This window comes from Kitasatospora sp. NPDC004614, from assembly GCF_042873675.1.
Classification (GTDB): domain Bacteria; phylum Actinomycetota; class Actinomycetes; order Streptomycetales; family Streptomycetaceae; genus Kitasatospora.
In genome coordinates, this window is record NZ_JBIALR010000005.1 from 11,884 (window position 1) to 37,562 (window position 25,679).

Consider the following 25,679-nt stretch of genomic DNA (forward strand, 5'->3'; position numbering starts at 1 on the left):
CCGAGGTGCGATGTGGGCGGAAGGTACGAGGCCAGCAAACGGGCCGGATCGCGGGGTGGTGCAGCTGCGAGGCCGTCGGCCGCATGTCCGACACGTGCGCGAACGGTTCCTCCCATCTGCTGACGACCCGTCAGAAAAGTCAGCAAAAGGTCAGCATTCATCCACCCACAGCGTGCAAAACCCGCCCGCAGGTGGGAATCGGCAAGGTCTCCGGGACTGCTGTCGGGAGCTCTGCCAGCGACGCTCGCCGGCGTCTCGCCCAGAGCCGAAGGCGGTCGCGGGCCACCCCGCATGGGGCTGATCGCCGCGACCGCCGAGTGCGGCATATGCACAGGTCAGGCGCGATTTCCCCGCGCCTTGAGGGCGACGTTCGGGAGCTCCGGAGCGGGCAGCCGGTCGCCCGGGTAGCCCTGGACTTCGCCGAACCGGACCCCCTTCTCCCAGTCGTTTCGTGCTTGTGTGATCTCCTCACTGGATCGTCCGATGAAGTTCCACCACATGACGATCTGCTCGTCGAAGGGGGTGCCGCCGAGCAGGATCAGGCGGGCGGGGGTGGGGGAGGGGTTGATGATGGTGAGGGTGCTGGGGCCGGGCGGGAGGTAGCCGAGGTCGGCGCGGTGCAGGGGGGTGCCGGCGAAGGTGATGTCGCCCTGGTCGACGAGGAGGCCGTGTTCGAAGGCGGGGTCGACGTCGAGGGTGAGGGTGGCGCCAGGGTCGAGGACGAGTTCGGCGCCGAGCAGCGGGCTGAAGGTGGGCACGGGGGAGGTTTCGCCGGCCAGCGTGCCGAGGAAGACGCGGACCTCGGCGCCGTCGAGCGTGACCGGGCCGGGGACGTGGTGGTGGAAGTCCCGTGCGGTGTGCCGGTGTTCGTCGGGGAGCGCGACCCAGAGCTGGACGCCGTGCAGGGTGCTGGTGGCGGCCGTCGAGGTCTCGGAGTGGGCGATGCCGTGGCCGGCTGTCATGAGGTTGAGTTCGCCGGGCCGGACGAAGGCGTGCACGCCGAGGCTGTCGCGGTGCTCGATCTCGCCGCTGAACAGCCAGCTGACGGTCTGCAGGCCGATGTGCGGGTGCGGGGCGACGTCCATGCCGCCGGTGATGGCGACGTCGTCGGGGCCGTAGTGGTCGATGAAGCACCAGGCGCCGATCAGGGTGCGCTCGCGCTGGGGGAGGGTGCGGCGGACGGTCATCGCGCGCGGGCCGCCGAGCGGGACGTCCCGCGGCGGGAGGACCCGGACGGTGGCCGCGCGGGGGTCGTTCTCGGTGGTGCTCATGGTTGTGTTCCCTCCCGTGCCGTCCGGTTACCGGAGTTCCCGGTCGGCCCGTTCCAACAAATCGTTCCAGCTTCAACTATTATGGAGCGTATCGTCAGACAAATACCAGTACGCAGGCGGAGGAGCTCCAGGTGACCGAGGTGGCGACCACCACGACCGGCCGGCGGGTCTACATCGACAAGCAGCACCCGCAGGCCTTCCGTGCTCTGCGGTCCAACGCCGAGGCGGTCCGCGAGGCCGCTGCCGAGGCCGGACTCGACCGCCGCCTCGTCGAACTGGTCAACCTGCGCGTCTCGCAGATCAACGGCTGCGCCTACTGCCTGGACGTGCACACCAAGGCCGCCCTGCAGGCCGGCGAGAGCGTGCAGCGGCTCGGCGTGCTGAACGCCTGGCGCGACACCGCCCTGTTCGACGAGCGAGAGCGGGCCGCACTGGCGCTCGCCGAGGCCACCACCCACCCCGCCGACGCCACCGCCCAGGACGTGGCGTACGCGCAGGCCCGGGCGGTGCTCGGCGACGAGCAGATCTCCGCCGTGATCTGGGTGGCCATCGCCATCAACGCCTTCAACCGCGTCTCCATTCTGAGCAAGCACCCGGTCCGGCCCGCGCGCGTGGCCGCCGAAGCCGTTGTGAATGCGTAGGCGCCGGTAGGGAGTTGGCGTCACGTCAGCAGCGCGCGCCCAGCTGTCGAAGGGCGGTCGGCTGGCCACCGAAAATGCGTGGCCGGCGGGATCGGGCGAGTGGCAGGGTCGGAGGATGGCTCAGCAGCACAGCTCGCCCCGCCACGCGCCCAATCGGTCGTCCAGTCGGTCCGCCACGTCAGGGCGGGCGTCCGAACTGCACGCCGTGCGCGCCGACTTCGACGACAGCACGATCGTCGTCTACCAGGCCTACGCGCCCGCGATCGCCGAACCCGCGCTGCGGGCCGGACGGTTCGTCGCGCCGTTCTCGTTCCGCCGGATGACTTGGATCAAGCCCTCGCTGCCCTGGCTGCTGCACCGCAGCAACTGGGGCACCAAGTCCGGACAGGAACGCATCCTGGCCGTCCGGATCACCCGGCAGGGCTGGGAACGCGCGCTGGCAGCAGCCGAGTTGACCACCGGCGACCAGCAGCGGCTGGCGGCGGCCCGGGTGCACGTCCAGTGGGACCCGGAGCGGTCGCTGCGCGGGGCGGCGCTCAACCACTACAGCATCCAGGTCGGCCTGGGGCGGGGGATCGTCCGGGAGTTCGCCGAGGAGTGGATCGTGTCCCTCGCCGACCTCACTCCGCAGATCCGCCGCGCCGCCGAACTGGTCCGCGCCGGCCGCACCGAACAGGCCCGCCGGCTGCTTCCGGACGAGCGCCGCTACCCACTGCCCGCCGAACTCGCCGCGCGTCTCTGCCACGTGTGACCTCCCGCCGGCGCAGTGGCCGGGGAGGGGGAGGGGGAATGGGAGGGGGGAGGATCAGGCCAGGTCGGAGGGGCGGATCCGGTAGACCTGGAGATTCAGGTTGTAGTACTTGGTGGTCTCGCCGACCCAGCGCATCCCGAGCCGCTTCGCCACCGCGTGCGCCCGGTCGTTCTTCGGCCGGGCCACCGCGAACACCTCCTCGACGTCCTGGGTGAACGCCCACCTCAACAGCGCCAGACCCGCCTCCGTCGCGTACCCCTGGCCCCAGGCGTGCGGGGCGAGCTGCCAAGTGATCTCCAGGTCCTCGTCGTACGGCGGCAGCGGACGGACGCTCAGCCCACCGACCACCTTCTTGTCCTCCCGCCGCTCCACTGCCCACCGCCCGCGCGGAGGCAGCAGTCCGGACTGCTCCTGCGCCCAGGCCTGCAGCACCGAACGCATCGCATCGACATCGGCGACCTGCGACATCGCCGGCGTCAGCCAGCGGGCGACGTCCGTGGAGCCGTACACGGCCAGCGCGTCCTCGGCGTCGTCGGGCGTCCAGTCGCGGACGACGAGCCGATCAGTGGTCAGTCTGATCCCCATGGCCGGGTCCTCCCTCATTCGATTGGCGGACGTCTCCTCCCCCGGAGTGTGCGCCCCCGGCCCGTCCCCGTCGAGCGGGGGAATCGGCCTTCACTGTCCGTCGCTGTGCGGTTGCCCGGGCCGGTCTGGCGTTGGGGTGCTCGCCCGTTAGTTGGTCGTTGGGTGGGTGTGCGCGGTGGGTCAGGGACGGGCCGGCGAGATGATCTACGCGGAGATTATCTCTGCGGGGATGTTTTCCGTGAGCGGCGATCGGTTTTGATCGGCCGAGGGAGTTCATCTATGCGGAGATTATCTCCGCATAGATGAACTCCCCGCGCCCGACCGACTGAGTGGAGACGGACCCAGCGGCGCGCGCTCAGCGGCGCCCCGCCAGCGGAATGCCCAGACCCTCCGGGCCGCCGCCCTCCAGGGCCAGCGCGGTGCCGATCTCGTCGGGCAGCGTCGCCAGTCCCAGCAGGGCCAGCACCAGTCCGGCGGTGGTGCGGTGCCAGTCGCCGGCCCGGCGCATCAGAGTGTGGCCGCTGCCGAACACCCGGTAGCCGGCCACCCGCGCCCCGTGGTCGCGGGCCCGGAGAGCGAACAGATCGGTGTCGGCGGGCGGCGTCACCCGGTCGCGGTCGCCGTGCAGCATCAGCACCGACGTGCCCCGCAGGTGCTCGGTCGGCTCGTCCTGCGGGCACCACGGCGCCAGCGCCACCACTCCCTGCACGCACGGGTGCGCGGCTGCCCGCAGCGCCGCCCGGCCGCCCATCGAGTGCCCGATCAGCACCGTCGGCACCGGCCCGAGCGTCTCCGCCAACTCCGCCAGCGCCGCCTCCGCGTCGCGGGCCGCGTCCGCGCGCTCACCGTTCCAGCCCCGGCAGCGGTAGTGCACGGTGCCCACCGCCAGCGACCGGCCCGCAGCCCCGTCCGAGCCGGGCTGTGCCGAGCGTCGCACCGCGCGTTCCACGGCCCGCGCGAACGGGCGCATCCGCAGGCCCGGCAGGTTCAGCGCCGGCACCGGTTCCGGGCCGAACTCCCGCCCGCCGTGCAGCACCAGCACCGCCGCGTCCGGCGCCGAAGGCCGCACCCGCCAGGACAGTGCCCGGTGCGCTGCCATTGTCCCGTCCTCGCCGGAGTGCACCGCCAGCCGCCCGTCGTTCATCACACCGTCCCGTCGCCGTGCCCACCTGGGCTGCCACTGTACGCGGACGCCACCGCCGACCGGGAGCGTGCGGATCGCCCGGTGTTCGAGCGCGTGAGTCCGAACCGCACAGCTCCGATGCGGGACGCCGGACCTGACTGCTCGTAGGGTGTCAGCGTGCCCACGGCAGGCCGCGCCGCCCACCGTGCGGCGCCCCCAGTCGCAGCCCCACCGCGCCCCTCGGGCTGTGGCGGGCCTGCGCCCCACCGGCAGAGCCGAGGAGAGCCATGGCCGACGTCCAACCGCCCCGCACCGACGGCACCCCGACCGCCGAACTCGGCGTCATCGGCGGATCCGGACTCTACGCGCTGCTCGAAGACGTCACCGAGGTGCACGTCGAAACGCCCTACGGGCCGCCCAGCGACGCCCTGTTCATCGGCGAGGCGGCCGGCCGGCGTGTCGCCTTCCTGCCCCGCCACGGCCGCGGCCACCGCCTGCCGCCGCACCGCATCAACTACCGCGCCAACCTGTGGGCGCTGCACTCGCTCGGGGTGCGTCAGGTCCTCGCCCCGTGCGCCGTCGGCGGCCTGCGTCCCGAGTACGGCCCCGGAACGTTGCTGGTGCCCGACCAGTTCGTCGATCGGACCTCCGGCCGGGCGGGGACCTACTACGACGGCCGCAGCCTTCCCGACGGTTCGATGCCGGAGGTGGTGCACGTCGCGATGGCCGACCCCTACTGCCCCGACGGCCGGAACGCCACGCTGGCCGCCGCCCGGTCGCTCGCCTGGGAACCGGTCGACGGCGGCACCCTGGTGGTGATCGAGGGCCCGCGCTTCTCCACCCGCGCCGAATCCCGCTGGTTCACCGCCAACGGCTGGTCCGTGGTCGGCATGACCGGCCACCCCGAAGCCGCGCTGGCCCGCGAACTCGGCCTCTGCTACACCTCGTTGGCACTCGTCACGGACCTGGACGCCGGGGTGGAGACCGGCGAGGGCGTCACCCACGCCGAGGTGCTGAAGGTCTTCGCCCGCAACGTCGACCGCCTGCGTGCCGTCCTGTTCAAGGCGCTCGAATCGCTGCCCGCCACCCGCGACTGCCTCTGCTCGCATGCCCTGGACGGCGTGGAGACCGGCCTGCCCGGCGTCTGATCCGGCGGCCCTGCTGCTCCGATTCACGCTGCGGCCCCGGTTTCCCGGAGTTCCGGCCAGGCGACGTCGATCGGCCGGCGCCCGCCGTCTTCTGGCGGTGCGCCGGCCGAACGCGCTCCCTGCGCGGGCGGGTGCGCCCGCTATCGATTCCGTGCGCGCCGACAGAAGTGCGCCAGCGCCATCAGGGCCGCCAGCGCCGTGCCCCAGGCCGCCACCACGGCGACCAGCAGCATCGGCGCCCGCAGCGCCACCGCCAGTCCCAAAAGTCCGAACGACACGACCAGACAGCACGTGATCACCACGACCACCGATCGTGGGCGGGCCACCAGCGACCGCCGAAGCCGCGCCATCCGTGCTGGTCGCATCGTGCGCAGCTCGCGCTCCAGCTCCAGATCGCTTCCCAGCTCGGCCTCGATCTGATGAAGGATCAGGAGCTCACGCGGGGAGAGTGCCGGTCCGTCCATCAACCACCTCCGCGCCGCCAGGCAGGCGCGCCCGGCCTTCCCCGCCGGCGCGTCCCTACGTCCCAGGTAGCAACACATCTGCCCGCTGCACGCCGGTTCTAACATGCGAACGCGGTGCCGAACCGCCGTGCTGCGACCGGCGTTTCGTCCCTCCGCGACCCAAATGACCCGCGCGCCGCGCCCACCCCACCGGCACCGGGCGCACCCCTCCGGGCGGCGTCCGCACGGCCGTTGCGACGGCGCGCGACGTGCACGCGCAGAACCGATTCGCCACCGGGCCCCGCCCCTACGGTAGTTCGCGCCGGGACGGACCCGCCGATCCCGGCGTTCGATCGGAAAGGCCGTACCACCCCCATGCACCTGCGTTCCACGGCTGCCGCCGCCGTCGCCTCGCTCGCCCTGCTGTTCGCCACGCCGTGTCCCGCCGCCGCGGCCGTCGGCGAGTTCCGCTACACCTACTTCGACAACTTCGGCGACCGTGCCGAGGGCCGGCTCGTCGACCCCGACAGCCGGGTCTGCCACACCCTCCCCGAGGTCGCCGACCCCGACACCACCGAACCCGCTTTTGCCCCGCAGAACCTCACCGGCTCTACTGCCACCATGTTCACCGGCCCCGACTGCGACGGCGAGTACTACTCGCTGCGCCCCGGCGGCCGCGCCTCCGACCGCCTCAAGCTCCGCTCCGTCGTCTTCTCCTGACCCGACCCCCATTCGCACACCGCCGTGCGGCTCCGCCCCAGCCGGGGCCGCACGCCCCGCTTCGGGCGCGTGAATCGCCGAAGTGATGGAGCGTCAGGACGCCTTGCGGGGTGCGGCCTTCTTCGCGGCAGCCTTCTTGGCCGGCGCCTTCGTGCTCTTCTGCGACGCCGCCCCGTTCCGCCTCGCCGACGCGTTCCGGGTCCGCTTCGCGGCACCGCCGCCCGAGGCCGCGTCCTGCGCCGCCTCCGCACCCTCGGCATCCGCCGCAGACCCGGCCGCTCGGCCGCCCTTCGGGCCCCGGCCGTGTTCGCCCTTGGCGGCCTTCACACTGCTGCGCAGCACCGCCATCAGGTCGATCACCTCGGCCTCGCCGCCTCCGGCCTGCTCCTCCAGGTGCGGTGCCTCCACCCCGGCCAGCTTGGCGTCGATCAACTCCTGGAGCGCCAGCTGGTATTCGTCGTGCAGCGCCGACAGGTCGAAGTCCTCCGACAGCGTGTCCATCAGCGAACGCGCCATCTTCAGCTCCTGCGGACGGACCGTCACCTTCTCGTCCGGCGCCATCCCCTGGGCCGAGCGGACCTCGTCCGGCCACAGGCAGGTCTGCAGCACCAGGGTGTCCTCGTGCACCCGCAGCACCGCCAGCGACTCCCTGGTCCGCATGGTCACCTTGGTCACCGCGATCTGTCCCGACGCGCGCAGCGCGTCCCGCAGCAGCACGTACGGCTTCGCCGGGGCCTTGTCGGCGGTGGCCACGTAGTAGGCCTTGGAGTACATCAGCGGGTCGATCGACTCGGCGGGGACGAACGCCAGCACGTCCACCACCTTCTTGCTCGGCAGCGGCAGTTCCGCCAGGTCCTCCTCGTCGAGCACCACCTGCCGACCGTCCGCAGACTCATGCCCCTTGGCGATCTCGCCGTACGGAACCTCCTTGTCCTCCGCCTCGCAGAACCGCTTCATCCGGATGCGCGAGCCGTCCTTCGCATGCACCTGGTGCAGGGCCGGCCCACTGTGCTCCTCCGTGGCGGCATACAGCTGGACCGGTACGCTGACCAGCCCGAACGTGATGACGCCTTTCCAGGTGACCTGTGGCATGTCATGGCCCTTTCGCGGGGATTTCCCACGGTATGCCCGAGCGACAGGTCACGGAAGTCGAGGGCCGCCGCCTGGTCCTCTCCCACCTCGACAAGGTCCTCTGGCCCGCCACGGGGTGGACCAAGGGCGAGGCCCTCTACTACTACGCGCAGATCGCCCCCGCGATGCTTCCGCACCTGCGCGGCCGCGCCGCCAGCTTCCTGCGCTTCCCCTCCGGCATCGGCGAGGAGGGATTCTTCGCCAAGAACCCGCCACCCGGCCTGCCCGCCTGGGTGCACACCGTGACCGCGCCCAGCCACGAAGGCCCCAAGCAGCGCGTCGCCGTGGACGACCTGCCGACGCTGATGACCGTCGTCAACGGCTACGCCCTCGAACTGCACGTGCCGCAGTGGACCGCCGAGAGTGGACCCGACGCCCACGACCGCCTGGTCGTCGACCTCGACCCCGGCCCCGGTGCCGACCTCACCCACTGCTGCCGCGTCGCCCTGGTGATCCGCGAAGCCCTCGCCGCCGACGGCCTGGTCTGCCGACCCAAGACCTCCGGCAGCAAGGGACTGCACCTGTACGCCGCGCTGCGCCCCGCCCCCGCCCGGCAGGTCAGCGACTACGCGCACGCCCTCGCCGAACGCCTCGCCCGCGAGCACCCCACCCTGGTCGTGTCCCGGATGACCAAGGCGCTGCGCCGGGGAAAGGTGTTCGTCGACTGGTCGCAGAACGCGACGGCGAAGACCACCGCTGCGGCCTACACTCTGCGCGCCACCAGCGTTCCGGGGGTGTCGGCCCCGGTGAGCTGGAGCGAGGTGGAGCAGTGCACCGACCCGGCCGAGCTGATGTTCAGCCCGGAGGAGGTGCTCGACCGGTTTGCCGAGCAGGGCGACCTGCTGGCCGACCTGCTCAGCGACGACCAGACACTGCCGGAGCCCGACGGCTGATCCCGGCGGCAGGCCGGCCGGCGCCGGGGGAGACCCGGGCCGTGCGGCGGTGGTGTGGTGTCAGGACGTGGCGGCCTCCGCGGCGGGCTCGGCGATCAGGGCGGTGGCGATGCGGCGGAAGCCGACGCTCTCGTATATGCGCGCCACAGCGTCGTCGCTGGCGGACAGGAAGACCGTGCGTATGCCGGTGGCCCGGGCGTGCTCGACCAACTGCGCGGTGACCCGGCGCGCCAGGCCCTGCCGCCGCAGCGACGGAAGCGTCGCCACCGCGACGATCTCGCTGACGTCGCCGACCGGCTGGTGACAGCCGGAGGCGACGGCCAGGCCGTCGGGCCCGGCGATCGCGGCGACGACCGTGCGGCCGGCCTCCATGCGGCCGATCATCCGCGTCACCTGGCCGTCGGCGATCGCCGTCCGGGTGGCGTCGGCGAGCTGCTCCGGGCCGGCCACGCCGACCTGGGTGCCCGGGTCGGCGAAGGCGAGGTGCGGGACGGTGACGGCGCTCGGCAGCAGCGGGTCGTCGATCGTCAGCACCCGGACCTCCGGGTCGTTCTCCGCAGCCGGGGCGGCAGCCGACGGGCCGTCGAGCTCCAGGACCAGCAGCGGGTGCTCGTGCACCTCCAGGCCCGAAGACTCGATCGGGGCGCGCAGACCCGGCGAGGTCTCGTGCACCCATTCGAAGCTCTCCGGTGCGCCCAGCTCACGCTGGCGGGCCCGGACCCGCTCCACGTCGGCCGCGGTGAACGGTCCGTCGCCGCCGAGTTGCGGACGTGCGTAGTAGTGCCAGCCCGGCCCCGTGCGGACGAACAGGGTGAACGGGCCGTGTTCCTCGGCGGTCGCGGAGAACCGGGGAACGGCGTCGAAGAACTCCTCGAGCCGGGCCAGGACGGCCGACGGCCCGCCTGCCTCCGCCCCCGGGGTGGAGGTGAGGTCGGTGTCGTGCTGGGTGTCGCGCATCGTGCCGTCCAAGGGTGTGGTGCGTCCTCTTGTGGAGGTTGATCACGCGGAATCAAAGCAGGGCGATCGGACGCGTGCACCTGTTTTTTCGAACCCTGCGCACGGCCTGTTCGACCATGTCGGTCTGGCAGGGTCTGTGTCGGCGTCGAATGCCGAATCGGTTCTGCGATGAGGCGATTGCCCTGTTGAGGCGCAAAAGTGAGGTGTAATCACCTTCCACGGGTGGCGGCGCGTGGGGCCCTGGGGCTCGAACGGGATGCCGATGTTCACTCGGGGAGGGGATGTGAGGGGTTCGCCGTTGACGTTCGGCGTCAGGCCTTCCACACCTCGGCGAGGTGGGCGATCAGCAGCTCGGCCACCTCGGCCGGGCGCTCCAGAGCGGGTAGGTGGCCGGCCCAGGAGAGCTCGCGGTGCTCGCCGGCGGGCAGCACGGCCGCCGTGTCGACGGCGATCCGGCGGAAGTCGTCCACGTCGTGCCGGCCGCCGAACACCAGCGCGGGGGCGACGGCGTTGCGCAGGTCCACCTCGGGCTCGCTCGGGTGGAACTCCTCCTCGGGCGCCAGCTGCACCTCGTACGCGTTGCGCTGCATCACCCGGACCTTGGCCCTTGAGGCCTCGTCCGCGTCGGGCCCGAGGAAGGTGTCCACCATCAGCTCGACCGCCTCGTCCAGCCGCCCGGACTCGACCAGTTCGACCTCGCGCTCGCCCAGCTCCACCAGTTCGGCGCTCGGCTCGTGGGTGGCGCTGCCCGGGCAGAGCAGCGTCAGCGAGTGCACCCGCTCCGGGCGCAGCGCCGCGAACCGGGCGGCCATGTTGCCGCCGAAGGAGGCGCCGATGAGCGAGACCCGGTCGATGCCGAGTTCGTCGAGCAGGTCCTCCAGGTCGGTCAGGTTGCTGTACGGCGCGTCCGCGCAGGGGGTCTCCCCGAAACCGCGGAAGTCGCACCGCACGACTCGGTACCCGGCCTCGCGCAGCGCGTCCCACTGGCCGTCCCACATCCGCCGGTCGCAGACGGAGGAGTGCAGCAGGAGTACCGCGGGGCCGGAGCCGGCCACCTCGTGAGTGATCGTCATCGCGCCAACCTAGAACAGCGACTCGTGACCTGACCAGGGGATTACCTGTCAGCAGAGACGGTGGGGGTGGGCCGGGCGGTGTCCGTGGCTGACGGCATGATGGGGGCGTGCCCGAAGGAGACAGCATCTACCTGGTCGCCACTCAGCTCAACCACGCGCTCGCCGGCGCGGTGTTGACGGTGGCGGACCTGCGCGTGCCCGCCCACGCCACCGCCGACCTCACCGGCCGTCGGGTGCTGGAGACGGTGCCGCGCGGCAAACACCTGCTGACCAGGTTCGAGGGCGGCGTGACGCTCCACACCCACCTGCGGATGGACGGCCGCTGGCAGGTGTTCCGGCCCGGCGAGCGCTGGCGCAGCGGACCGGCGTTCCAGATCCGGGCGATCCTCGGCACCGAGCAGGGCACCGCCGTCGGCTACCGACTGCCCGTGGTGCAACTGCTGCGCACCGCCGAGGAGGCCCGGGTGGTCGGCCACCTCGGCCCCGACCTGCTCGGCCCCGACTGGGACGTCGCCGAAGTCCGCCGCCGCCTGCTGGCCGCCCCGCAACGCCCGGTCGGCGCGGCCCTGCTCGACCAGCGGAACCTGGCCGGCATCGGCAACGTCTACGCGAACGAACTGAGCTTCCTGGCCGGAGTCACCCCGTGGCTGCCGGTCGCCGAACTGCCCGACCTCGACCGGCTGCTGCACCGGGCGCACCAACTGCTGGACGCCAACAAGCTGCGGCACGGCCACATCACCACCGGCGACACCCGGCCCGGCTGCCAGAACTGGGTGTACGGCCGGGCCCGCCGCAACTGCGTGCGCTGCGGCACGCCGATCCGCACCGGTACCCACGCGCAGGACCGCACCGCGTACTGGTGCCCGCGCTGCCAGCGCGGCCCGGCGCCGATCGGCTGACGGCGGCATGCCGACGCTGGACGGCGTCGGGACGCGGGGGTGTCAGTGCGGCTCGACCAGCGCCGGGTGACGCGGGTCGTCCACCCGGACGGTGAGGTCGGCGAGCTCGGCCGGGTCGGTCTCGGTGCGGTAGCGCTCGTGGGCGGGCAGCGTCCAGTGCTGATCGGCGGGGGTGCGGCGGGCGAGCGCGGCAGCGGACTGGGTGAGGTGCACGGTGAGTTCGAACGGCAGCCAGCGGCCGAGCAGGAACGGGCCGTCCAGTAGCAGCACTCCGCGTGGTGGCAGTTCCAGGTAACGGGCCCGGGTGGAACGGTCGGTGGCCGGATCCCAGAAGGTGGGCAGCATCCGGCCGTCCGCGCCCGGCTCCAGCGGGTCGAGTACCTCGCGCAGCAGCGCGCCCTCGTCCAGCCACAGGTCGTGGAAGGCGTCCGGATCCTGCTTGCCGTACTCGAAGCGGACCGAGGCGGGACGCAGGAAGTCGCCCGCCGATACCCGCTGTACCGGCCGGCCGAGCAGCCGCAGCGGCTCCACCAACGCATCCGCCAACTCGCCCGGGCGGGCGGCGGCCGCGCCGTCGATCGCCACCCGCAGACGGCGGTCCGGATCGTCGGGGCCGGGCAGCCGGTGGATCCGCTCCGCGAGCAGGGCGACCAGGCGCTCCGGGGAGATCGGGGTCACCCGCACCGGACGATCACTTCCTCTCCGTCGACCGGACTTCCCGTCGACCGGACGTTCCGTCAACCGGACTATATTTTCCGATACCTGATCGTCACTCATCCCAGGGGGATCCCGCCGTGCCTTCGCCGAACCTCGCCGACGTGGATGCCCTCGCCGCCCGTGCCCACGCCGGACAGTACGACCGGATCGGGGTCCCCTACATCGAACACGTCCGGGCCGTGGCAGCAGGCGTCGCGGCGTTCGGCACCGGCCTGCAGATGGCCGCACTGCTGCACGACGTGCTGGAGGACACCCCGACCCGCGCCGACGATCTGCTTGTCGCAGGGATCCCCGCCGGAGTGGTCGCCACCGTCCGCCGGGTCACCCGGGAGCCGGGGACGGACTACCGGGCGATGCTGCTCGACATCGTCACCGATCAGGCCGCGACCCTCGTCAAGATCGCCGACAACGCCCACAACTCCCGCGCCGACCGGTCCGCCCGGCTGCCCGAGGCGGACCGCGCCCGGCTGGCCGCGCGCTACCGGGACGCCCGCGCCGTCCTGTGGCCCGCCGTCGCCGACGCCGACCTGCGGACCGTCCTCGCCGCCGTCAACCCCCCGCTGCTGGCCGAACTCGACTGAAGCGTTCGGCGGGAGCAGGCTGGAAGGAGCAGTGGGGGCCGACAGCGAGGAGCCGAGGATGTCCGAGATGAATGACAGGCTCAACGACAAGGCGCAGCGCGACGAGGACGATGTCCGCGCCGCAGACCCCCTGGAAGGCATCACCTCCGACCAGAACATGAGCGCCTGGGGGGAGCCGCCGGCGGAGGGCGAGCGGATCGCCGAACCGCCCCAGCAGGAGGAGCAGCGGTGAACGCGCGAGCCGCGGTGCCCGAACCGCACACCTCCGATTGGAACGTGCGCCTGCGGCTGGTCGAGGTCGGCGACCTCACCCAGGCACACGCCGTCCTTGACACCGGCGTCAACCTGATCGAGGTCGACGCCGAGGCCCATCGCAGCGCCCAGGACCCCGCCGACCCGGCGATCGGCGACGAACTCGCCGTCGGACGCGCACTGGCAGCCCTCGGGCAGCAACTGATCCACCGCGGCTCGACCGCCGCCGAAGCAGTCGAATCCGCCCGTCGGCGCGACATACCGTAGTCACCGAACGGCGGGGCGCCGGGTGTCGGGGGGTCGGCACTCGGCCATGGCGGGCGGTCTGCGGGGTTTCGGCCTGCGGGTTTTTGGCCTGCCTGGGTGCAGGGCTTCGGCGCCCGGGCAGGCCGAAACCCGGGCCGTCGCGCACCTGGCTGTGCCGCCGCGGCCCGGGTTCGGGGGGAGAATCAGGCCTGCGGGGCGGCCGCGCCGCCGCCCGTCTTCACCGCCTCCACCATGTGCTGGTGCACCTCGCGCGCCGCCGCCTCGTCCGCCGCGGCGACCGGGCTGCCCTCCACGGTGAACCAGTCGAGCGCCCCGCTGTACTGCACGGTCAGCCGCGCCTCGCCCTCGATCCACATGGTGTGCACCGTCAGATCCCCGGTGATGACGCCAATCTCCACGGTCTTCACGCCACCGTGGCCGGACAGAATGCCCTGCGTGGTCCAGGTTGCCCAGGTGTTCACAAACCCGCTCCCATCCGCCGCCCTATGGGCCGCTCGGTCCCGACCCCACAGGTACCCAACCCGTGGCGACCGTCTTCCACTGTCACTCGGAAGGCCGAAAACCGCCCCCCGGGCGGGTGCCCGGCGCCGGGAACGGCATCGACGTATGAGAGAGCGAGAGACGGCGCCCCCGCGCCGAAACTGGTCCTCGGAACTGGCGACGACTCGACCGTCATCACCCCGAGCCGCACCTACTCCTCAGGCCGTGACCCCGCTGCCGACATCGTCCTCACCGACCCCCGGGTCTCCTGGCACCACGCGCGACTGCATGTCGGCGACGGTCACTGGATCGTGGACGACATCGGCTCCACCAACGGCACCTGGGCCGACGGGCGGCACATCGTCCACCAGGAGATCGAACCCGGCACCGTGCTCTGCCTCGGCAGCCCCGCCGACGGGCCGCACTGCACCTTCAGCGCTCTGCCGCGGCCGACCGCCGTCCACCGGGTGCCCGGCAGCGGACCGTCGCCCGAAGCCCGGCCGTCCGCACTGACCGCCATCACCGGCTCGCTCCGGCCGCCCTCCAGGGTCCGGCCGCTGCCGACCAGAGTGGTCCGGATCGGGCGAGCCCCGGACAACGACCTGGTGCTCGGCGACCTGTCCGTCTCCCGGCGCCACGCCGAACTGCGGGCCCGCCCCGACGGCCGCTACGAGATCGCCGACCTGGCCAGCCACAACGGCACCTACCTCAACGGCCGGCCCGTGCTGCGGGCCCTCGTCGGGCCCGGCGACCTGGTCGGCATCGGCCACTCGATGTTCTGCCTGGTCGGCGACGAACTCCAGGAATTCGTCGACACCGGCGACATCGACCGGGGTGCCCGGTGACGGGAAGGCGCCGGGTGACTGTCAACAGCCGGGCGCAGGGCCGCCCGCCGCCGACATTCCCACCGCAGACCGCCCCGCTGCCGGGCCGAGGCCGCAGCGCTGGCGCCGACAGGTCGGCACGCTCTGCCGTCGCTACGCCAGTGCCCTCGCCGCCGACCGGACCTTCCTCGCCCTCGCCCCGCGGGGCATTGCTGCAGCTCGACCACATTCCGGTGCTCAACCAGCTCTCCTGGCTGGTCCCCTCCCGCTGGGCGCTCGTCGCGATGGCCGCCACGATCGACCTGCACGCCATCGTCCCCGGCAGCCTCACCGACGATCCCCTGTTCGCCCACCGGGCCGGTATCTGGTTGCTCGACGTGGGCATGCTGATCGTCCTCGCCGTGCTGTACGGCCTGATCGTCGCCCGGCTGCTGCGCCGGCACGAACCGGCCGTGATGCGGCGGTAGCCGATGGGAACCCCCGGCAGATTCCGGCCCACCCACGTCGTCCCCGGCGGCGGCCTGCCCTGGACCGGCCCCGGCCCGGCCGCCGTCAGGGTGCCACTGGACCCGCTGCTGCCCGTCGTCCTCGCCGAGGCCCGCGGGAACTGGGCCCGGATCGTCTGCCCCAACGGCTGGACGGCTTGGGTTGGCGGCCGACTGCTGTGGCCCTCCCGCAACGGCCCCCGGACACCGGCCTCCCGCTCACCGCCGGCGACGACCCGCGCCCGCTGCTCGCCGCTCTGGAGCGCAGCCTCGCCGACTACCGGCGGCTGCTCGACGACTACGCGGCCGGCCGGACCGACCTGGAGACCTTCCGCGACGGCACCCGCGACCTGCGGCTGGGCGCCGTGATCGACGGAGTCTCCGCCTGGCTGCTCGATCTCGAACGGGACCGCTGGCTCTACTGCGCCGCCGCGCAGGTACAGGGCTACGCGGCGGCCGACGGCGCTCGCGAAGGCGGCGACACCGGCAGCCAGGGCGAGCGCGATGACGGTGGGGGTGGCAGCCGTGGCTGAACGGGGCGCCGCAGTGCGGGACAGCGCCGAGCGCGGAGGAAGTTGACGATGACAGGGGAAGAGCCGCTTGCCGCCGCCGGGCAGGACGAACTCGGCGGCCGGACGCTCGCCGGATATCGGCTGGAGCACGTGATCGGGCGGGGCGGGATGGCAGTGGTCTACCGGGCCGAGGACCTCCGGCTGGGCCGCACCGTGGCGGTGAAGCTGCTGGCACCCGAACTGGCCCGCAACGAGACCTTCCGGCAGCGCTTCGTCCGGGCGTCCAGGGTGGCGGCGTCCCTCGATCATCCGAACATCGTCCCGGTGTACGAGGCCGGGGAGGTCGAGGGCGTGCTGTACATCGCCATGCGGTACGTCCGAGGCCGGGACCTGCGCAGCCTGCTCGACCGGCAGGGCCCGTTGACGGTGCGCCAGACCGCACGGATCGCCGTGCAGGTGGCCAGCGCCCTGGACGCGGCGCACGCCCATGACCTCGTCCACCGCGACGTCAAGCCCGGTAGCGTGCTGATCGCCGAGGGCACCGACCCCGACCATCTGGAACATGCCTACCTCACTGATTTCGGGCTGACCAAGGAGTCGCTGTCGCTCACCGGCCTGACCAGCGTCGGACAGTTCGTCGGCACGCTGGACTACGTGGCCCCCGAGCAGATCTCGGGCAAGCCGGTGGACGGGCGCTGCGACGTGTACAGCCTGGGCTGCGTGGTGCACGAAATGCTCACCGGCAGTCCGCCGTTCCGCCGTGACGACGACCTGGCGCTGCTGTGGGCGCACCTCAACGACCGGCCACCCGATGCGCTGTAGCAGCGGGCGGACCTTCCCGGTGAGGTGGGCGCCGTCCTGCGGCGGGCGATGGCGAAACGGCCGGAGAGCCGGTACGTCGGCTGTCTGGAGTTCGTCGCGGCGCTGCGGGCCGCGTCCGACGTCCGGCCCGAACGGCCGCGCCAGGCACCGTCGTTGCCCCCGGCGTGGGCGCGGCCGGTGTTCGACCCGGACGGGACGCGCTGACGGGTGCGCGCGGCGTGCCGGTGAGGGTGGGTGTCGTAACGATCGATGGCATGCACCTATCAATCCTGAGAGTTTGCTGGCAATCTGCCCCTCGGTCAGGGCCCCCACAGACCCTGGCAACCGAGAGGAGCACCGATGAGCGACAGACTCCGCGTCCTCGCCACCCGCGCCGCTGCGCTGCTGAGCACCACCGTGCTGGTGGCCGCCGGCACCGCGGCCCTGGCCGCCCCCACCGCCCAGGCCGTCCAGGGCAACAGTGGCACCGCGGCCGCGAGTTGCACAGCGACCCAGGTGGTGGCGAACGGCGGATTCGAGTCCGGCACCTCGCCGTGGACCTCGTCCAGCGGCGTGATCACCAGCGGGGGAGGCCAGAGCGCCCATGGCGGAACGTCCTTCGCCTGGCTGAACGGCTACGGCTCGGCCCACACCGAGACGCTGGCGCAGACCGTCACCCTTCCCGCAGGCTGCACCAGCGCCAGCCTCAGCTTCTGGCTGCACGTGGACACGGCCGAGACCACCACGACCACGGCATACGACAAACTCACCGCCAAGATCGGCACCACCACCCTCGCCACCTACTCCAACCTGGACGCGGCGGCCGGCTACGTGAAGAAGACCTTCGACGTATCCGCCTACGCCGGACAGACCGTCAGCGTCTCGTTCAGCGGCGTCGAGGACTCCGGACAGCAGACCAGCTTCGTGCTGGACGACGTGGCGCTCGACGTCTCCGCGGGCGGCACCACCCCGCCGCCGACCACCGATGGCACCCGCACCCCCGCACCCACCGGATACACCGTCAACCTGACGAGTGACACCAGCGGCGCCAACTGGTCCGGCCACCAGAGCATCGGCTTCACCAACCCCTCGGCAACCCCGCTGACCGAGGTGTACCTGCGGCTGTGGGACAACTACCACGGCAGCTGCCCCACGACGCCGATCACCGTCAGCAACCTGACCGGCGGCACCACCGCGCCGCTCACCGTCGGCTGCACCGCACTCAAGGTCACCCTGCCCGCACCGCTCGCCCAGGGCGCGAGCGGCAGCGTCGGCTTCGACCTGTCCATCGCCGTCCCCTCCGGCGCGGACCGGTTCGGACGCGACGGCGCGTTCAACTTCATCGGCAACGCCCTGCCCGTGCTCGCCGTCCGCGACGCGGCCGGCTGGCACCTCGACCCGTACACCAACAACGGCGAGTCCTTCTACACGCTGGCATCCGATTACACGGTCACCCTCGACCACCCGAGCAGCCTGCTCGTCCCCGCGACCGGCACCTCGGTGGACACCCCCGGCAGCAGCGGACGGACCGTCACCACCGCCACCGCCAAGAGCGTCCGCGAATTCGCCTGGGCGGCCGGGCCGTTCAGCAAGATATCCGGCACCTCGCCGGGCGGAGTCGCCGTCAACGTGTACTCCGTCAGCAGCATCAGCTCGTCCAGCGCGCAGTCCATGCTGACCACCGCCAAGTCCGCCGTCGACTCCCACGCCGCGCGCTTCGGTGCCTACCCCTACGGCGAACTCGACGCGGTGATCGACAACAACTTCTGGTTCGGCGGCATGGAATACCCCGGCTTCGTGCTCGACCTGGTCTCCACCACCGCCCTCACCCACGAGATCGGCCACCAGTGGTGGTACGGCATCGTCGGCGACGACGAGTACAACAGCCCCTGGCTGGACGAGGCCTTCACCGACTACGCCACCGACCTCGCCCTCGGCGGTACCGGCACCAACTGTTGGAGCAGCGTCTCCTGGGCATCCTCCGCCGAGAAGATCACCAACTCGATGGCCTACTGGGACGCCAACTCCTCCCGCTACTCGACGGTCATCTACAACTACGGCAAGTGCGCCCTGCACGACCTGCGCCGCACCATCGGTGACACCGCGATGACCAAGCTGCTGCACGACTACGCGGCAGCGCACTGGTACGGGATTTCCACCACAGCCGAGTTCAAGGCCGCCGCGCAGGCCGCGACGACCGTGGACCTGACCTCGTTCTGGACCCAGCACCGCATCGAAGGCTGAGCACCCGCCATCGGCCCCGCCCGCCCGTCCCGGACCTCCGCCGGGGCGGGCCGGGACGGCCCGCCCCGTCGAAGTGGTCCGTGCCTGTCTCATCGCTTCTCCTTCTGTTTCTGCATCGGTTCTCGGTCAGTGCGGTGCCCCTTCTTCGGGTGACGCCGGGTGACTGTGGGCCTGCGTGCCGCGACTCCGCCCGGCAAGGCGTGGCGCGAGGATTCCGCCGACGAAGCCCGCAAGGGCGCCCCAGCCTGCGGCCAGCGGGACCAGCGTGAGCAGATTTGGGTCCAGCACCGTCGAGCCCGTTCCTCCCAGACCAAGCAGCGACAGCCCGTACACGGCCGACACCCGGGTCAGCAGGCCGATCGTGAGCAGTGCCAGGGCCAGCACCACAGCGAGTTGTACGGCCGACCGCCACGCCGGGAGTGCCGGACGCGAACGGGCCGCCACCGCCACGCCGGTCGCCAGGATCAGCACTGATGCCAGCGGCAGCAGGAGCCACGCCCAGCCGTTCTGCTCCGCCAGCGACCCGAGGTCCAGCGTCACGTTCTTTCCGGAGTGCAGCACCGCCGCCAGCGGTTGTGGGAACGGCAGGCCCAGGCTGTCGTCCACATGCCCGTGCCAGGACCCGCCCATTCCGATGCCCAGCGCCATCCAGGTCAGGTTCGGAAGGCCCAGGCACAGCACCGCGAGCGTCTCCCGTGGCTCGCTGCCCGTTGCCGTCGCGACCAGCCCGCTGATGAGGCCCAGCCCGACGCACAGCAGCAGCAACGACAGCACCGCGTGCACCGTCGGACGCAGCGTGCCGTGCCAGCGCACCCAGCGGGTCGGCAACGGCGTGCGGCGAGAGGCGGCCAGCGCCAGCAGGACGACCACCGCCAGCCACAGCAACCCGAAACCGACCGCCGGGCCGGGGTCGGCCCGGAACCCCACGACCGGGGCCGCGCCCAGCGCGCCGCCGAGCTGGTCGATCAGTGGATTGCCCGTTGACACTGTGAAACTGTGCCGCGCCGCCCAGGAGAGCAGCAGCACCACGACCGTCCAGCATCCTGCCAGTGCGAGAACTCGCGCGAGCAGAGCCCGTCCGCCCACCACCGAGTGTCGGCGCAGCGGGCGCAGAAACAGGAACGCCGCAGCGAGCGCCCCCGCCAGCGTGACCGACAGCGGGATGGCGGTGATCCCGCCCTGCGCGGTCGCCACGAAGGCGGCGCTGCCCTCGAGCTGGACCGGCGCCCCCATCGACATCAGTACCGTTGCAGCCAGCACCGCACCGAAACCGTCACCCGGCAGTTCGTCGGCGCGCGCCAGCCACAGCCCGAGTGCGGCCACGGCCGCCATCGCCACCAGCGAGCCCACGGCGGCCACCATGGCGGAGACCAGCACGGCGACCCAGTCGGGCAGCGCCGAGCGGGGCCCGAGGCCCGGCTGCGGGGGAGCAGGAACAGGGGGCACGCGTCTCACCGGCCCTTCGAACTGAGCCCCCCGCGGGCAGCCGACCGGGACCGGCCGACCTTTCCAGCTTCGGACACCCCGCAAGGCAGGGCGAGTTACGGCTCGACCCGGGCGCGAGGCAGCGAGTTCGCCGATGCTGGCGGACAATGGTGGATGCGCAGCGTGTCCTCGGGGGAGTCCGACTGAGAGGCAGTTCCGTGGCTGATCAGCCGACACCTCGGCAACCCGAAGAACCGGACAACGAGAACAACAACGCACCGCCGCCGCCTCACCGCCCCACCGAGGTGGTGGGCGAGTCGACCGACCCGCCGACGGAAGGGGTGGCAGACACGTCCGGGGCCCCGACCGAGGCAGTTGGAGGCCCGGCGCCTGGTCGGGGATGCGCAGCGACCTCGGAAGGACGCATCGGGCGCGTACCGGGTGCGCCGGACGTCGTGGGTGACGGTGCCTCGGGCGCAGGCCCGCCGACGGAGCTGGTGGACGGAACATCGGGGCCTCCTGCAGCGGTAGCTGGTAGCTGGTGGCGAAGGGGCGTCGGTGGGCGACGGCGTCGGATCAGTGGGGCGCTGAGGGCTCTGCGGGATCCGCACGGTCCGGGCGGGGCCCGCGGAGTGATGGCGCGTCGGGTGGGGAGCCTCCGACCGAGTCGGTGGGCGGGACAGTCGAGCCTCCTTCAGGGGCGAACGGTGGGTCGGCGCCTGGGCGGGTGGATGCGCAGGGGGCCGGGCTGCGTGCGGAGAGCGACTGGCCGTCGAGTAACGGACCGGGCGGGTTGAGGTCAGGTTCTGGTACCGGTGGCGGCTCCGGGGCTGAGGCCGGGCCGCCGTCCGGTCCGTTGTCGGCAGGTGGCGCGGGCCAGTCGGACGGGGTGCGGCCGGTTGATGGCCTCGGGCGACGGGACGCCACCGCCGAGTGGTGGTGGGCGAGTGCTGGTCGGGGACGGTGGGGACGGTGATGGGGGGTGGAAGGCGGTCGTGGTGGCGGTAGGGGCCGGCGCTGGCCGCCGCGGTGCTCGTCGTCGGTCTCGGTGTTGCGCTGGGCGTGGTGCTCAGCGGCGACTCCTCCGGTGGCGGGTCCGCCCAGAACGTGGCCCTCCAGCCCGCCGGGGCGGTCGGCCAGGAGCCGTTCACCGACTCCGTTGCCTACGCCGCTGGGACTGGTGCCGGCGGCTCAAGCGGGTACCCGACCGGTGGGGCAGGGACGGCCACCCCGGCCGTCACCCGCGGCACCGTGAAAGGTGACGAACCCGGTCTGTGCGGAGGTACGCGGGAGGTCGCCAGCTGTGACGTGCCGAAGCCGCCGTTCTGGTTGACAACCAGGGTGTGCCCCGGGTGCGGTGCGAGTGCGGCAATCCGCTGCTCCCGCCGAACGGCACGGGTGATACTTATACCAGCATGGCTTGGGCCTCCTTTCAGGCGAACGATGTGGTGACGGTCCAGCCAGCGGCGGCACCGGTGACGCAGATGGTGTTGGTTAACCAGGCCAGGGGCAGCCAGTTCGACTGGCCGGTCGGCGGGACTGGCAATTCGGACAGTTCGGCCACGCCCGGCGAATCCGGCTCAGGACCGTACACAAGCCAGCCCGGCAGTGCGTCGCCGTTCGGTCCTTCGTCCCCTGGCGGGCAGTCGGGGATGCCGTCAGGAGCTTCGGGATCATCGGGGAACAATTCTTCAGGGGCTGGGCCGGGTTCTGAACCTACTTCGCCATACGCCGGTGCCGGGACATCGGGATAGGCGAATACGGGTACAGCTGGGATCGATCGGTGGCGCTCCGGCAGGTGGGACGGCGGCGGGTCCGGGTATGCCGTGGAGCAGCGCCAGGTGTCAGTGGCGCAGGTATCGGAGCATGGTGACACCGCTTTCGAAGGTGTGTGTCTCGGCGAGGACCAGGTCGGTTCGCGTGTCGGACGGTGGAAACAGTGGTCGGCCACGGCCGAGCACCACAGGGTGGACATACAGGCTGTACTCGTCGATCAGGTCGAGCCGTCGGAATTCGGTGGCGAGGACGGCGCCGCCGACCGCGAGGTCGGACGCGGAGGCGGCCTTGAGAGAGGCAATCGCCTGCGGGTCGACGGCTCGGGCGATCGTGGTGTTCCAGTCGGCGTGGGTGAGGGTGCGGGAAAAGACGGTCTTCGGCATGTCGCGCCAGATGCGGGAGAACTCCACCATGGGCGGGGTGGCGGCCGGGTCCTGGTCGGCGGTCGGCCAGTAGCCCGCCATCAGCTGGTAGGTGACACGGCCATCGAGGAAGCCGCTCATCGCTGCCAGCCGTCGGTTGAAGTGCTTGTGCAACTGGTCGTCGATCAACTGCCAGCCGAGATCGCCTTCGGGGCCCTCGAAGTAGCCGTCGAGTGACACCGACATCATCAGGACAAGCTGGGACATCAGTGCCTCCTGATACATATGGCAATCAATGTGGTGTTCGGCAACGTACCCGGGCGATTGGCCGTCATAACGGCCATCGGAGCCCACGATCGCGAAATCTCCCTTCGGTGGACACCGGGGTCAACTGATCGGTTGATGGTCCATCAACTGATCGACAGGGAAGGGATATCCGATCGGCTTGAGAAGGCGTCGCGGCGGCCGGGCACACTCCAGACAACACGGAACAGAAGGTGCGAAGGTGGCACCTCAGTTGAAAGGGGATCAACATGCGTGAACTGCAGAGCATGCTGGACAGCCGGGTCGCGGACGGCACGGTGCCGGGTGCGGTGGCACTGGTGGCCCGAGGAGGGGCGGTGGAAGTCGCGACGGCAGGCGATCTGACCAGGGAGTCCCTGGTGCGGATCGCGTCGATCGGGAAGCCGATGATGGCCGCCGCAGTACTGCAACTGGTCGACGACGGCGCCTTCGGCCTGGACGATCCGGTGGAGCACTGGCTGCCGGAGCTCGCCGATCGCCGGGTGGTGCGAACACCGCAGTCGCCGGTCACGGACACCGTGGCTGCCGACCGGCCGATCACGGTGCGGGACCTTCTCGAATCCCGGGCGGGGTACGGATTTCCGGCGGATTTCTCGCTGCCGGCCCTGGCGCCATTGGTCGGCGAACTGCTGCAGGGGCCACCCCAGCCACAGAAGGTGATGCCACCGGACGAGTGGCTGGCGGCGCTGGCCCGCATCCCGATGCTCCATCAGCCGGGGGAGGCATGGCTGTACAACATCTGCTCGGACATCCAGGGCGTATTGGTGTCCCGCGCAAGCGGGCAGTCGCTCGGCGAGGCGCTGGCAGAGCGGTTGTTCGGGCCGCTGGGGATGGCCGACACCGGCTTCTCCGCACCATCTGGCGAGGCCGACCGACTCAGCCCGCTGTACCGGCCGAACCCGGACGGGGCACCGACCGTGGTGGACCCGCCGGGCGGGCAGTGGAGCATTCTCCCGGCATTTCCCTCGGGGGCCGGTGGTCTGGTGTCGAGCCTGGACGACGTACTCACGTTCCAGCGGATGTTGCTGTCCGGCGGCCGGGCCGAAGACGGACGGCACGTCATGTCCGAGCGCGCGGTCTGGCAGATGACCACCAACTACCTGACGGAACAACAGCGTGCGGACAGCGAGCTGTTCCTGGAGGGTCAGGGATGGGGCTTCGGCGGATCGGTGGACGTGACACGTCGCGAGCCGTGGAACGCACGAGGCCGGTACGGCTGGGTGGGCGGCACCGGGACGGCGGCCCACCTCGTTCCGACGACCGGGCTGGTGACAATTTTGCTCACCCAGCAGGAGATGACTGGCCCCACCCCGCCACCGCTGATGCGGGAGTTCTGGCGCTACGCGGCGGGCGGCTGAGTATCCGGCGAGGCGGCGGCGTCGGAGCGGCGGTAGCTGGATCCGTCCCGGGTGCGGGTCAGCAGTTGGGCCTCGATCAGATAGCGACGAAGCATGGAGGTGTCGGAATGGACGGTGAGTAGCACGTCATTGACCTCGCGCTCGCTGTACGAGCGGTCGGGCTCGAACAGGGACTGTGCGAGGTGGGAGAGCAGGGCGGTGCGACGGGCCGGCTTGCGAGGGATCGACGTCAGACGGCCCTCGCTGAAGAAAGCGGCAAGGGCAGTCGGCGTTGCGTTGGCGGACATGACATGAAGCCTTGCAGGGCTGCTGCTGGGCGGACAACCGGATTTCGACGCGGGACGCCGGCCCGAGGGCCGGCGTCACCGGCAGAGGAGAACATGCATGCGTATGACGAACGTACGGTGGGCTGTTGTGCTGGTATTGCTGCTGCGGCGGCGACGGGGCATCAGCTCAGGTCAGGCCGAACCAGCTGAGGACGGTCTGCACCAGCAGGATGGTGGACATCAGGGCCACCCCGACCACTACCGTGGTCGCGGCGATCCGGTACCGGCGGCCGTTCGCGGCATCGCCGAGCAGCGAACGGCGGTTGGTGAGTACCAGCAGGTACACCAGCACGATCGGGCTGATCAGCCCCTGGAGCACCTGAGTACCGATCAACAACTGAATGACGTCCACGGGCGTCAACGCCACGATCGCACCCAGGGCGAGCTGTGCAGTGAACACACCGAGGAACAACGGTGCGTCGCGGAACCGCCTGGAGACCGAGCGCTCCACCCCGACGGCCTCGCCGATCGCGTAGCCGGCGGACAGCGGGACCACGGCGCCGGCCAGGGCGGAGGCACCCAACAGTCCGAAAGCGAACAGCAGTTCCGCGCCCGGTCCGGCCACCGGCTCCAGAGCCCGGGCCGCCTCGGCCGCGGACTGCAAGGGACCGGTCCCGCCGATCGCAGACGCGGTGGCCACAATGATGGTCAGGCTGATGACGCATGCGAACACCGCTCCGAGTACGGCGTCCGCCCTGATCAGCTTGTAGTCCTCCGGCTTCGCCCCGCGGTCCACCACCCCGGCCGCGGCGTAGAACTGCATGTACGGGCTGACGGTTGTTCCGATCAGGGCCACCGCGAGGAGAATGAAGTCGCTGGACGGCTCGAGGTGCGGAATCACCAGGTGCTTGCCGACGTCGCCCCAGTGCGGGTGGCCGAGGATCATGGCGATCGGGTAGGCGAAGAACGCCAGCGACATCACCAGGAAGATTCGCTCGGCCCACCGGTACGAGCCGAACAGCACCAGCGCCCACAGCAGCACGGCGGCCGGCGGAACGACCGCCCACTTCGGTACGCCGAGCAGTTCGAACGCCGCGCCGATTCCGGCGAATTCACTGACCACCAGGCCGGTGTTGGCCAGCAGCAGGCAGCCGACCGCCAGGGCAGTCAGCCGGAGACTGAACTGCTCGCGGATCAGGGCGCCGAGACCCTTTCCGGTGTACGCCCCGAGACGGACGGCCATCTCCTGGACCATCACCAGGGCGACGGTGACCAGCACCATGAAGAACAGCGTGTTGTAGGTGAACTGGGATCCGGCCGAGGCATAGGTGGCGATGCCCGCGGCGTCGTTGCCCGCGTTGGCGGCGACCAGTCCGGGCCCGGCGATCATC

Annotated in this window: 27 protein-coding genes and 2 pseudogenes; 16 read left to right on the top strand and 13 right to left on the bottom strand. The window is 71.4% G+C overall.

Annotation, left to right across the window (positions count from 1 at the left end):
* Positions 1 to 335 precede the first annotated feature (335 nt).
* On the bottom strand, positions 336 to 1,271 hold the full coding sequence (locus ACFYST_RS13885; protein WP_387648129.1) for a pirin family protein: 936 nt from the start codon (positions 1,269 to 1,271) through the stop codon (positions 336 to 338).
* A gap of 131 nt (positions 1,272 to 1,402) precedes the next feature.
* Here ACFYST_RS13885 and ACFYST_RS13890 point away from each other — a divergent pair, with 131 nt between their 5' ends.
* Together ACFYST_RS13890 and ACFYST_RS13895 are read left to right on the top strand one after the other, a co-directional pair.
* Complete coding sequence (locus ACFYST_RS13890) at positions 1,403 to 1,912, top strand: carboxymuconolactone decarboxylase family protein (protein WP_387648126.1); 510 nt, start codon at positions 1,403 to 1,405, stop codon at positions 1,910 to 1,912.
* A 205-nt stretch (positions 1,913 to 2,117) separates the two neighbouring features.
* Positions 2,118 to 2,663 carry a DUF4291 domain-containing protein gene (locus ACFYST_RS13895; protein WP_387861971.1) on the top strand — a complete coding sequence of 182 codons (546 nt, stop codon included), beginning with the start codon at positions 2,118 to 2,120 and terminating at the stop codon, positions 2,661 to 2,663.
* 54 nt (positions 2,664 to 2,717) lie between these two features.
* Here the strand turns inward: ACFYST_RS13895 and ACFYST_RS13900 are convergent, their stop codons facing one another.
* Together ACFYST_RS13900 and ACFYST_RS13905 are read right to left on the bottom strand one after the other, a co-directional pair.
* On the bottom strand, positions 2,718 to 3,248 hold the full coding sequence (locus ACFYST_RS13900) for a GNAT family N-acetyltransferase (RefSeq protein ID WP_387861974.1): 531 nt from the start codon (positions 3,246 to 3,248) through the stop codon (positions 2,718 to 2,720).
* A 355-nt stretch (positions 3,249 to 3,603) separates the two neighbouring features.
* Positions 3,604 to 4,347, bottom strand: coding sequence for an alpha/beta fold hydrolase (locus ACFYST_RS13905; RefSeq protein ID WP_387861976.1), 744 nt, complete (start codon positions 4,345 to 4,347; stop codon positions 3,604 to 3,606).
* Positions 4,348 to 4,658: 311 nt separating this feature from the next.
* Here ACFYST_RS13905 and ACFYST_RS13910 point away from each other — a divergent pair, with 311 nt between their 5' ends.
* The gene (locus ACFYST_RS13910; protein ID WP_387861978.1) at positions 4,659 to 5,519 is read left to right on the top strand and encodes an S-methyl-5'-thioadenosine phosphorylase; all 861 of its coding nucleotides are present in this window, start codon (positions 4,659 to 4,661) and stop codon (positions 5,517 to 5,519) included.
* Between the two features lie 140 nt (positions 5,520 to 5,659).
* Here the strand turns inward: ACFYST_RS13910 and ACFYST_RS13915 are convergent, their stop codons facing one another.
* Positions 5,660 to 5,983 (bottom strand): hypothetical protein, encoded by a 324-nt coding sequence (locus ACFYST_RS13915; protein WP_387861981.1) that lies wholly within the window; start codon positions 5,981 to 5,983, stop codon positions 5,660 to 5,662.
* Positions 5,984 to 6,337: 354 nt separating this feature from the next.
* On the opposite strand from ACFYST_RS13915, the gene ACFYST_RS13920 reads away from it, so the two are divergent.
* Entirely contained in the window at positions 6,338 to 6,682 is a 345-nt protein-coding gene (locus ACFYST_RS13920; RefSeq protein ID WP_387648111.1) for a hypothetical protein, read from the top strand.
* Between the two features lie 93 nt (positions 6,683 to 6,775).
* Here the strand turns inward: ACFYST_RS13920 and ACFYST_RS13925 are convergent, their stop codons facing one another.
* Positions 6,776 to 7,774, bottom strand: coding sequence for a Ku protein (locus tag ACFYST_RS13925; protein ID WP_387861983.1), 999 nt, complete (start codon positions 7,772 to 7,774; stop codon positions 6,776 to 6,778).
* A gap of 32 nt (positions 7,775 to 7,806) precedes the next feature.
* On the opposite strand from ACFYST_RS13925, the gene ligD reads away from it, so the two are divergent.
* Positions 7,807 to 8,706: a non-homologous end-joining DNA ligase gene (ligD, locus tag ACFYST_RS13930; protein ID WP_387861986.1), complete on the top strand. Its 900-nt coding sequence runs from the start codon at positions 7,807 to 7,809 to the stop codon at positions 8,704 to 8,706.
* 60 nt (positions 8,707 to 8,766) lie between these two features.
* Here ligD and ACFYST_RS13935 read toward each other — a convergent pair whose 3' ends face one another.
* Positions 8,767 to 9,663 (bottom strand): GNAT family N-acetyltransferase, encoded by an 897-nt coding sequence (locus tag ACFYST_RS13935; RefSeq protein WP_387861989.1) that lies wholly within the window; start codon positions 9,661 to 9,663, stop codon positions 8,767 to 8,769.
* Between the two features lie 311 nt (positions 9,664 to 9,974).
* Positions 9,975 to 10,736, bottom strand: coding sequence for an alpha/beta fold hydrolase (locus ACFYST_RS13940; RefSeq protein ID WP_387861992.1), 762 nt, complete (start codon positions 10,734 to 10,736; stop codon positions 9,975 to 9,977).
* A 107-nt stretch (positions 10,737 to 10,843) separates the two neighbouring features.
* On the opposite strand from ACFYST_RS13940, the gene ACFYST_RS13945 reads away from it, so the two are divergent.
* Positions 10,844 to 11,635: a DNA-formamidopyrimidine glycosylase family protein gene (locus tag ACFYST_RS13945; protein WP_387648096.1), complete on the top strand. Its 792-nt coding sequence runs from the start codon at positions 10,844 to 10,846 to the stop codon at positions 11,633 to 11,635.
* A 42-nt stretch (positions 11,636 to 11,677) separates the two neighbouring features.
* Here ACFYST_RS13945 and ACFYST_RS13950 read toward each other — a convergent pair whose 3' ends face one another.
* On the bottom strand, positions 11,678 to 12,319 hold the full coding sequence (locus tag ACFYST_RS13950; protein ID WP_387861994.1) for a uridine kinase: 642 nt from the start codon (positions 12,317 to 12,319) through the stop codon (positions 11,678 to 11,680).
* A gap of 110 nt (positions 12,320 to 12,429) precedes the next feature.
* Here ACFYST_RS13950 and ACFYST_RS13955 point away from each other — a divergent pair, with 110 nt between their 5' ends.
* From ACFYST_RS13955 to ACFYST_RS13965, 3 genes are read left to right on the top strand one after another with little or no spacing between them, the layout of a single operon-like run.
* On the top strand, positions 12,430 to 12,933 hold the full coding sequence (locus ACFYST_RS13955; protein WP_387648090.1) for a phosphohydrolase: 504 nt from the start codon (positions 12,430 to 12,432) through the stop codon (positions 12,931 to 12,933).
* Positions 12,934 to 12,991: 58 nt separating this feature from the next.
* The gene (locus tag ACFYST_RS13960; protein ID WP_387648087.1) at positions 12,992 to 13,165 is read left to right on the top strand and encodes a hypothetical protein; all 174 of its coding nucleotides are present in this window, start codon (positions 12,992 to 12,994) and stop codon (positions 13,163 to 13,165) included.
* On the top strand, positions 13,162 to 13,452 hold the full coding sequence (locus ACFYST_RS13965; protein WP_387861997.1) for a dsRBD fold-containing protein: 291 nt from the start codon (positions 13,162 to 13,164) through the stop codon (positions 13,450 to 13,452). Before ACFYST_RS13960 ends, ACFYST_RS13965 begins: the two co-directional genes overlap by 4 nt.
* Positions 13,453 to 13,634: 182 nt before the next feature.
* Here ACFYST_RS13965 and ACFYST_RS13970 read toward each other — a convergent pair whose 3' ends face one another.
* On the bottom strand, positions 13,635 to 13,913 hold the full coding sequence (locus tag ACFYST_RS13970; protein ID WP_387648081.1) for a hypothetical protein: 279 nt from the start codon (positions 13,911 to 13,913) through the stop codon (positions 13,635 to 13,637).
* Between the two features lie 145 nt (positions 13,914 to 14,058).
* On the opposite strand from ACFYST_RS13970, the pseudogene ACFYST_RS13975 reads away from it, so the two are divergent.
* From ACFYST_RS13975 to ACFYST_RS13995, 5 genes and pseudogenes are all read left to right on the top strand, one after another.
* Positions 14,059 to 14,759, top strand: a pseudogene (locus tag ACFYST_RS13975) (FHA domain-containing protein); the annotation flags it as partial.
* A 206-nt stretch (positions 14,760 to 14,965) separates the two neighbouring features.
* A complete protein-coding gene (locus tag ACFYST_RS13980; RefSeq protein WP_387861999.1) occupies positions 14,966 to 15,223 on the top strand; it encodes a hypothetical protein in 258 nt (85 codons plus the stop codon).
* 197 nt (positions 15,224 to 15,420) lie between these two features.
* Positions 15,421 to 15,774 (top strand): hypothetical protein, encoded by a 354-nt coding sequence (locus ACFYST_RS13985; protein WP_387862002.1) that lies wholly within the window; start codon positions 15,421 to 15,423, stop codon positions 15,772 to 15,774.
* Between the two features lie 48 nt (positions 15,775 to 15,822).
* Positions 15,823 to 16,779 (top strand): annotated as a pseudogene (locus ACFYST_RS13990) (serine/threonine-protein kinase).
* A 135-nt stretch (positions 16,780 to 16,914) separates the two neighbouring features.
* Complete coding sequence (locus ACFYST_RS13995; RefSeq protein ID WP_387862005.1) at positions 16,915 to 18,798, top strand: M1 family aminopeptidase; 1,884 nt, start codon at positions 16,915 to 16,917, stop codon at positions 18,796 to 18,798.
* A gap of 126 nt (positions 18,799 to 18,924) precedes the next feature.
* Here ACFYST_RS13995 and ACFYST_RS14000 read toward each other — a convergent pair whose 3' ends face one another.
* On the bottom strand, positions 18,925 to 20,175 hold the full coding sequence (locus ACFYST_RS14000) for a streptophobe family protein (protein WP_387862008.1): 1,251 nt from the start codon (positions 20,173 to 20,175) through the stop codon (positions 18,925 to 18,927).
* Positions 20,176 to 21,575: 1,400 nt separating this feature from the next.
* Between ACFYST_RS14000 and ACFYST_RS14005 the strand changes: the two genes are divergently transcribed.
* Complete coding sequence (locus ACFYST_RS14005) at positions 21,576 to 21,977, top strand: DUF6777 domain-containing protein (RefSeq protein ID WP_387862592.1); 402 nt, start codon at positions 21,576 to 21,578, stop codon at positions 21,975 to 21,977.
* 90 nt (positions 21,978 to 22,067) lie between these two features.
* Here ACFYST_RS14005 and ACFYST_RS14010 read toward each other — a convergent pair whose 3' ends face one another.
* Positions 22,068 to 22,628, bottom strand: coding sequence for a dihydrofolate reductase family protein (locus ACFYST_RS14010; RefSeq protein ID WP_387648065.1), 561 nt, complete (start codon positions 22,626 to 22,628; stop codon positions 22,068 to 22,070).
* 266 nt (positions 22,629 to 22,894) lie between these two features.
* Between ACFYST_RS14010 and ACFYST_RS14015 the strand changes: the two genes are divergently transcribed.
* On the top strand, positions 22,895 to 24,022 hold the full coding sequence (locus ACFYST_RS14015) for a serine hydrolase domain-containing protein (protein WP_387862011.1): 1,128 nt from the start codon (positions 22,895 to 22,897) through the stop codon (positions 24,020 to 24,022).
* Here ACFYST_RS14015 and ACFYST_RS14020 read toward each other — a convergent pair.
* Together ACFYST_RS14020 and ACFYST_RS14025 are read right to left on the bottom strand one after the other, a co-directional pair.
* Entirely contained in the window at positions 24,004 to 24,309 is a 306-nt protein-coding gene (locus ACFYST_RS14020; RefSeq protein ID WP_387862013.1) for a DUF2087 domain-containing protein, read from the bottom strand. The genes ACFYST_RS14015 and ACFYST_RS14020 overlap by 19 nt on opposite strands.
* A 166-nt stretch (positions 24,310 to 24,475) precedes the next feature.
* Positions 24,476 to 25,678: an NRAMP family divalent metal transporter gene (locus tag ACFYST_RS14025; RefSeq protein WP_387862593.1), complete on the bottom strand. Its 1,203-nt coding sequence runs from the start codon at positions 25,676 to 25,678 to the stop codon at positions 24,476 to 24,478.
* Position 25,679: the final 1 nt, after the last annotated feature.

Bases quoted from the DNA above. Each gene is read 5' to 3' on its own strand.
- ACFYST_RS13885 (WP_387648129.1), bottom strand. From the start codon at position 1,271: ATGAGCACCACCGAGAACGACCCCCGCGCGGCCACCGTCCGGGTCCTC.
- ACFYST_RS13900 (WP_387861974.1), bottom strand. From the start codon at position 3,248: ATGGGGATCAGACTGACCACTGATCGGCTCGTCGTCCGCGACTGGACG.
- ACFYST_RS13905 (WP_387861976.1), bottom strand. From the start codon at position 4,347: ATGGCAGCGCACCGGGCACTGTCCTGGCGGGTGCGGCCTTCGGCGCCG.
- ACFYST_RS13910 (WP_387861978.1), top strand. From the start codon at position 4,659: ATGGCCGACGTCCAACCGCCCCGCACCGACGGCACCCCGACCGCCGAA.
- ACFYST_RS13915 (WP_387861981.1), bottom strand. From the start codon at position 5,983: ATGGACGGACCGGCACTCTCCCCGCGTGAGCTCCTGATCCTTCATCAG.
- ACFYST_RS13920 (WP_387648111.1), top strand. From the start codon at position 6,338: ATGCACCTGCGTTCCACGGCTGCCGCCGCCGTCGCCTCGCTCGCCCTG.
- ACFYST_RS13925 (WP_387861983.1), bottom strand. From the start codon at position 7,774: ATGCCACAGGTCACCTGGAAAGGCGTCATCACGTTCGGGCTGGTCAGC.
- ligD (WP_387861986.1), top strand. From the start codon at position 7,807: ATGCCCGAGCGACAGGTCACGGAAGTCGAGGGCCGCCGCCTGGTCCTC.
- ACFYST_RS13935 (WP_387861989.1), bottom strand. From the start codon at position 9,663: ATGCGCGACACCCAGCACGACACCGACCTCACCTCCACCCCGGGGGCG.
- ACFYST_RS13940 (WP_387861992.1), bottom strand. From the start codon at position 10,736: ATGACGATCACTCACGAGGTGGCCGGCTCCGGCCCCGCGGTACTCCTG.
- ACFYST_RS13960 (WP_387648087.1), top strand. From the start codon at position 12,992: ATGTCCGAGATGAATGACAGGCTCAACGACAAGGCGCAGCGCGACGAG.
- ACFYST_RS13995 (WP_387862005.1), top strand. From the start codon at position 16,915: ATGAGCGACAGACTCCGCGTCCTCGCCACCCGCGCCGCTGCGCTGCTG.
- ACFYST_RS14010 (WP_387648065.1), bottom strand. From the start codon at position 22,628: ATGTCCCAGCTTGTCCTGATGATGTCGGTGTCACTCGACGGCTACTTC.
- ACFYST_RS14015 (WP_387862011.1), top strand. From the start codon at position 22,895: ATGCGTGAACTGCAGAGCATGCTGGACAGCCGGGTCGCGGACGGCACG.
- ACFYST_RS14020 (WP_387862013.1), bottom strand. From the start codon at position 24,309: ATGTCCGCCAACGCAACGCCGACTGCCCTTGCCGCTTTCTTCAGCGAG.
- ACFYST_RS14025 (WP_387862593.1), bottom strand. From the start codon at position 25,678: ATGATCGCCGGGCCCGGACTGGTCGCCGCCAACGCGGGCAACGACGCC.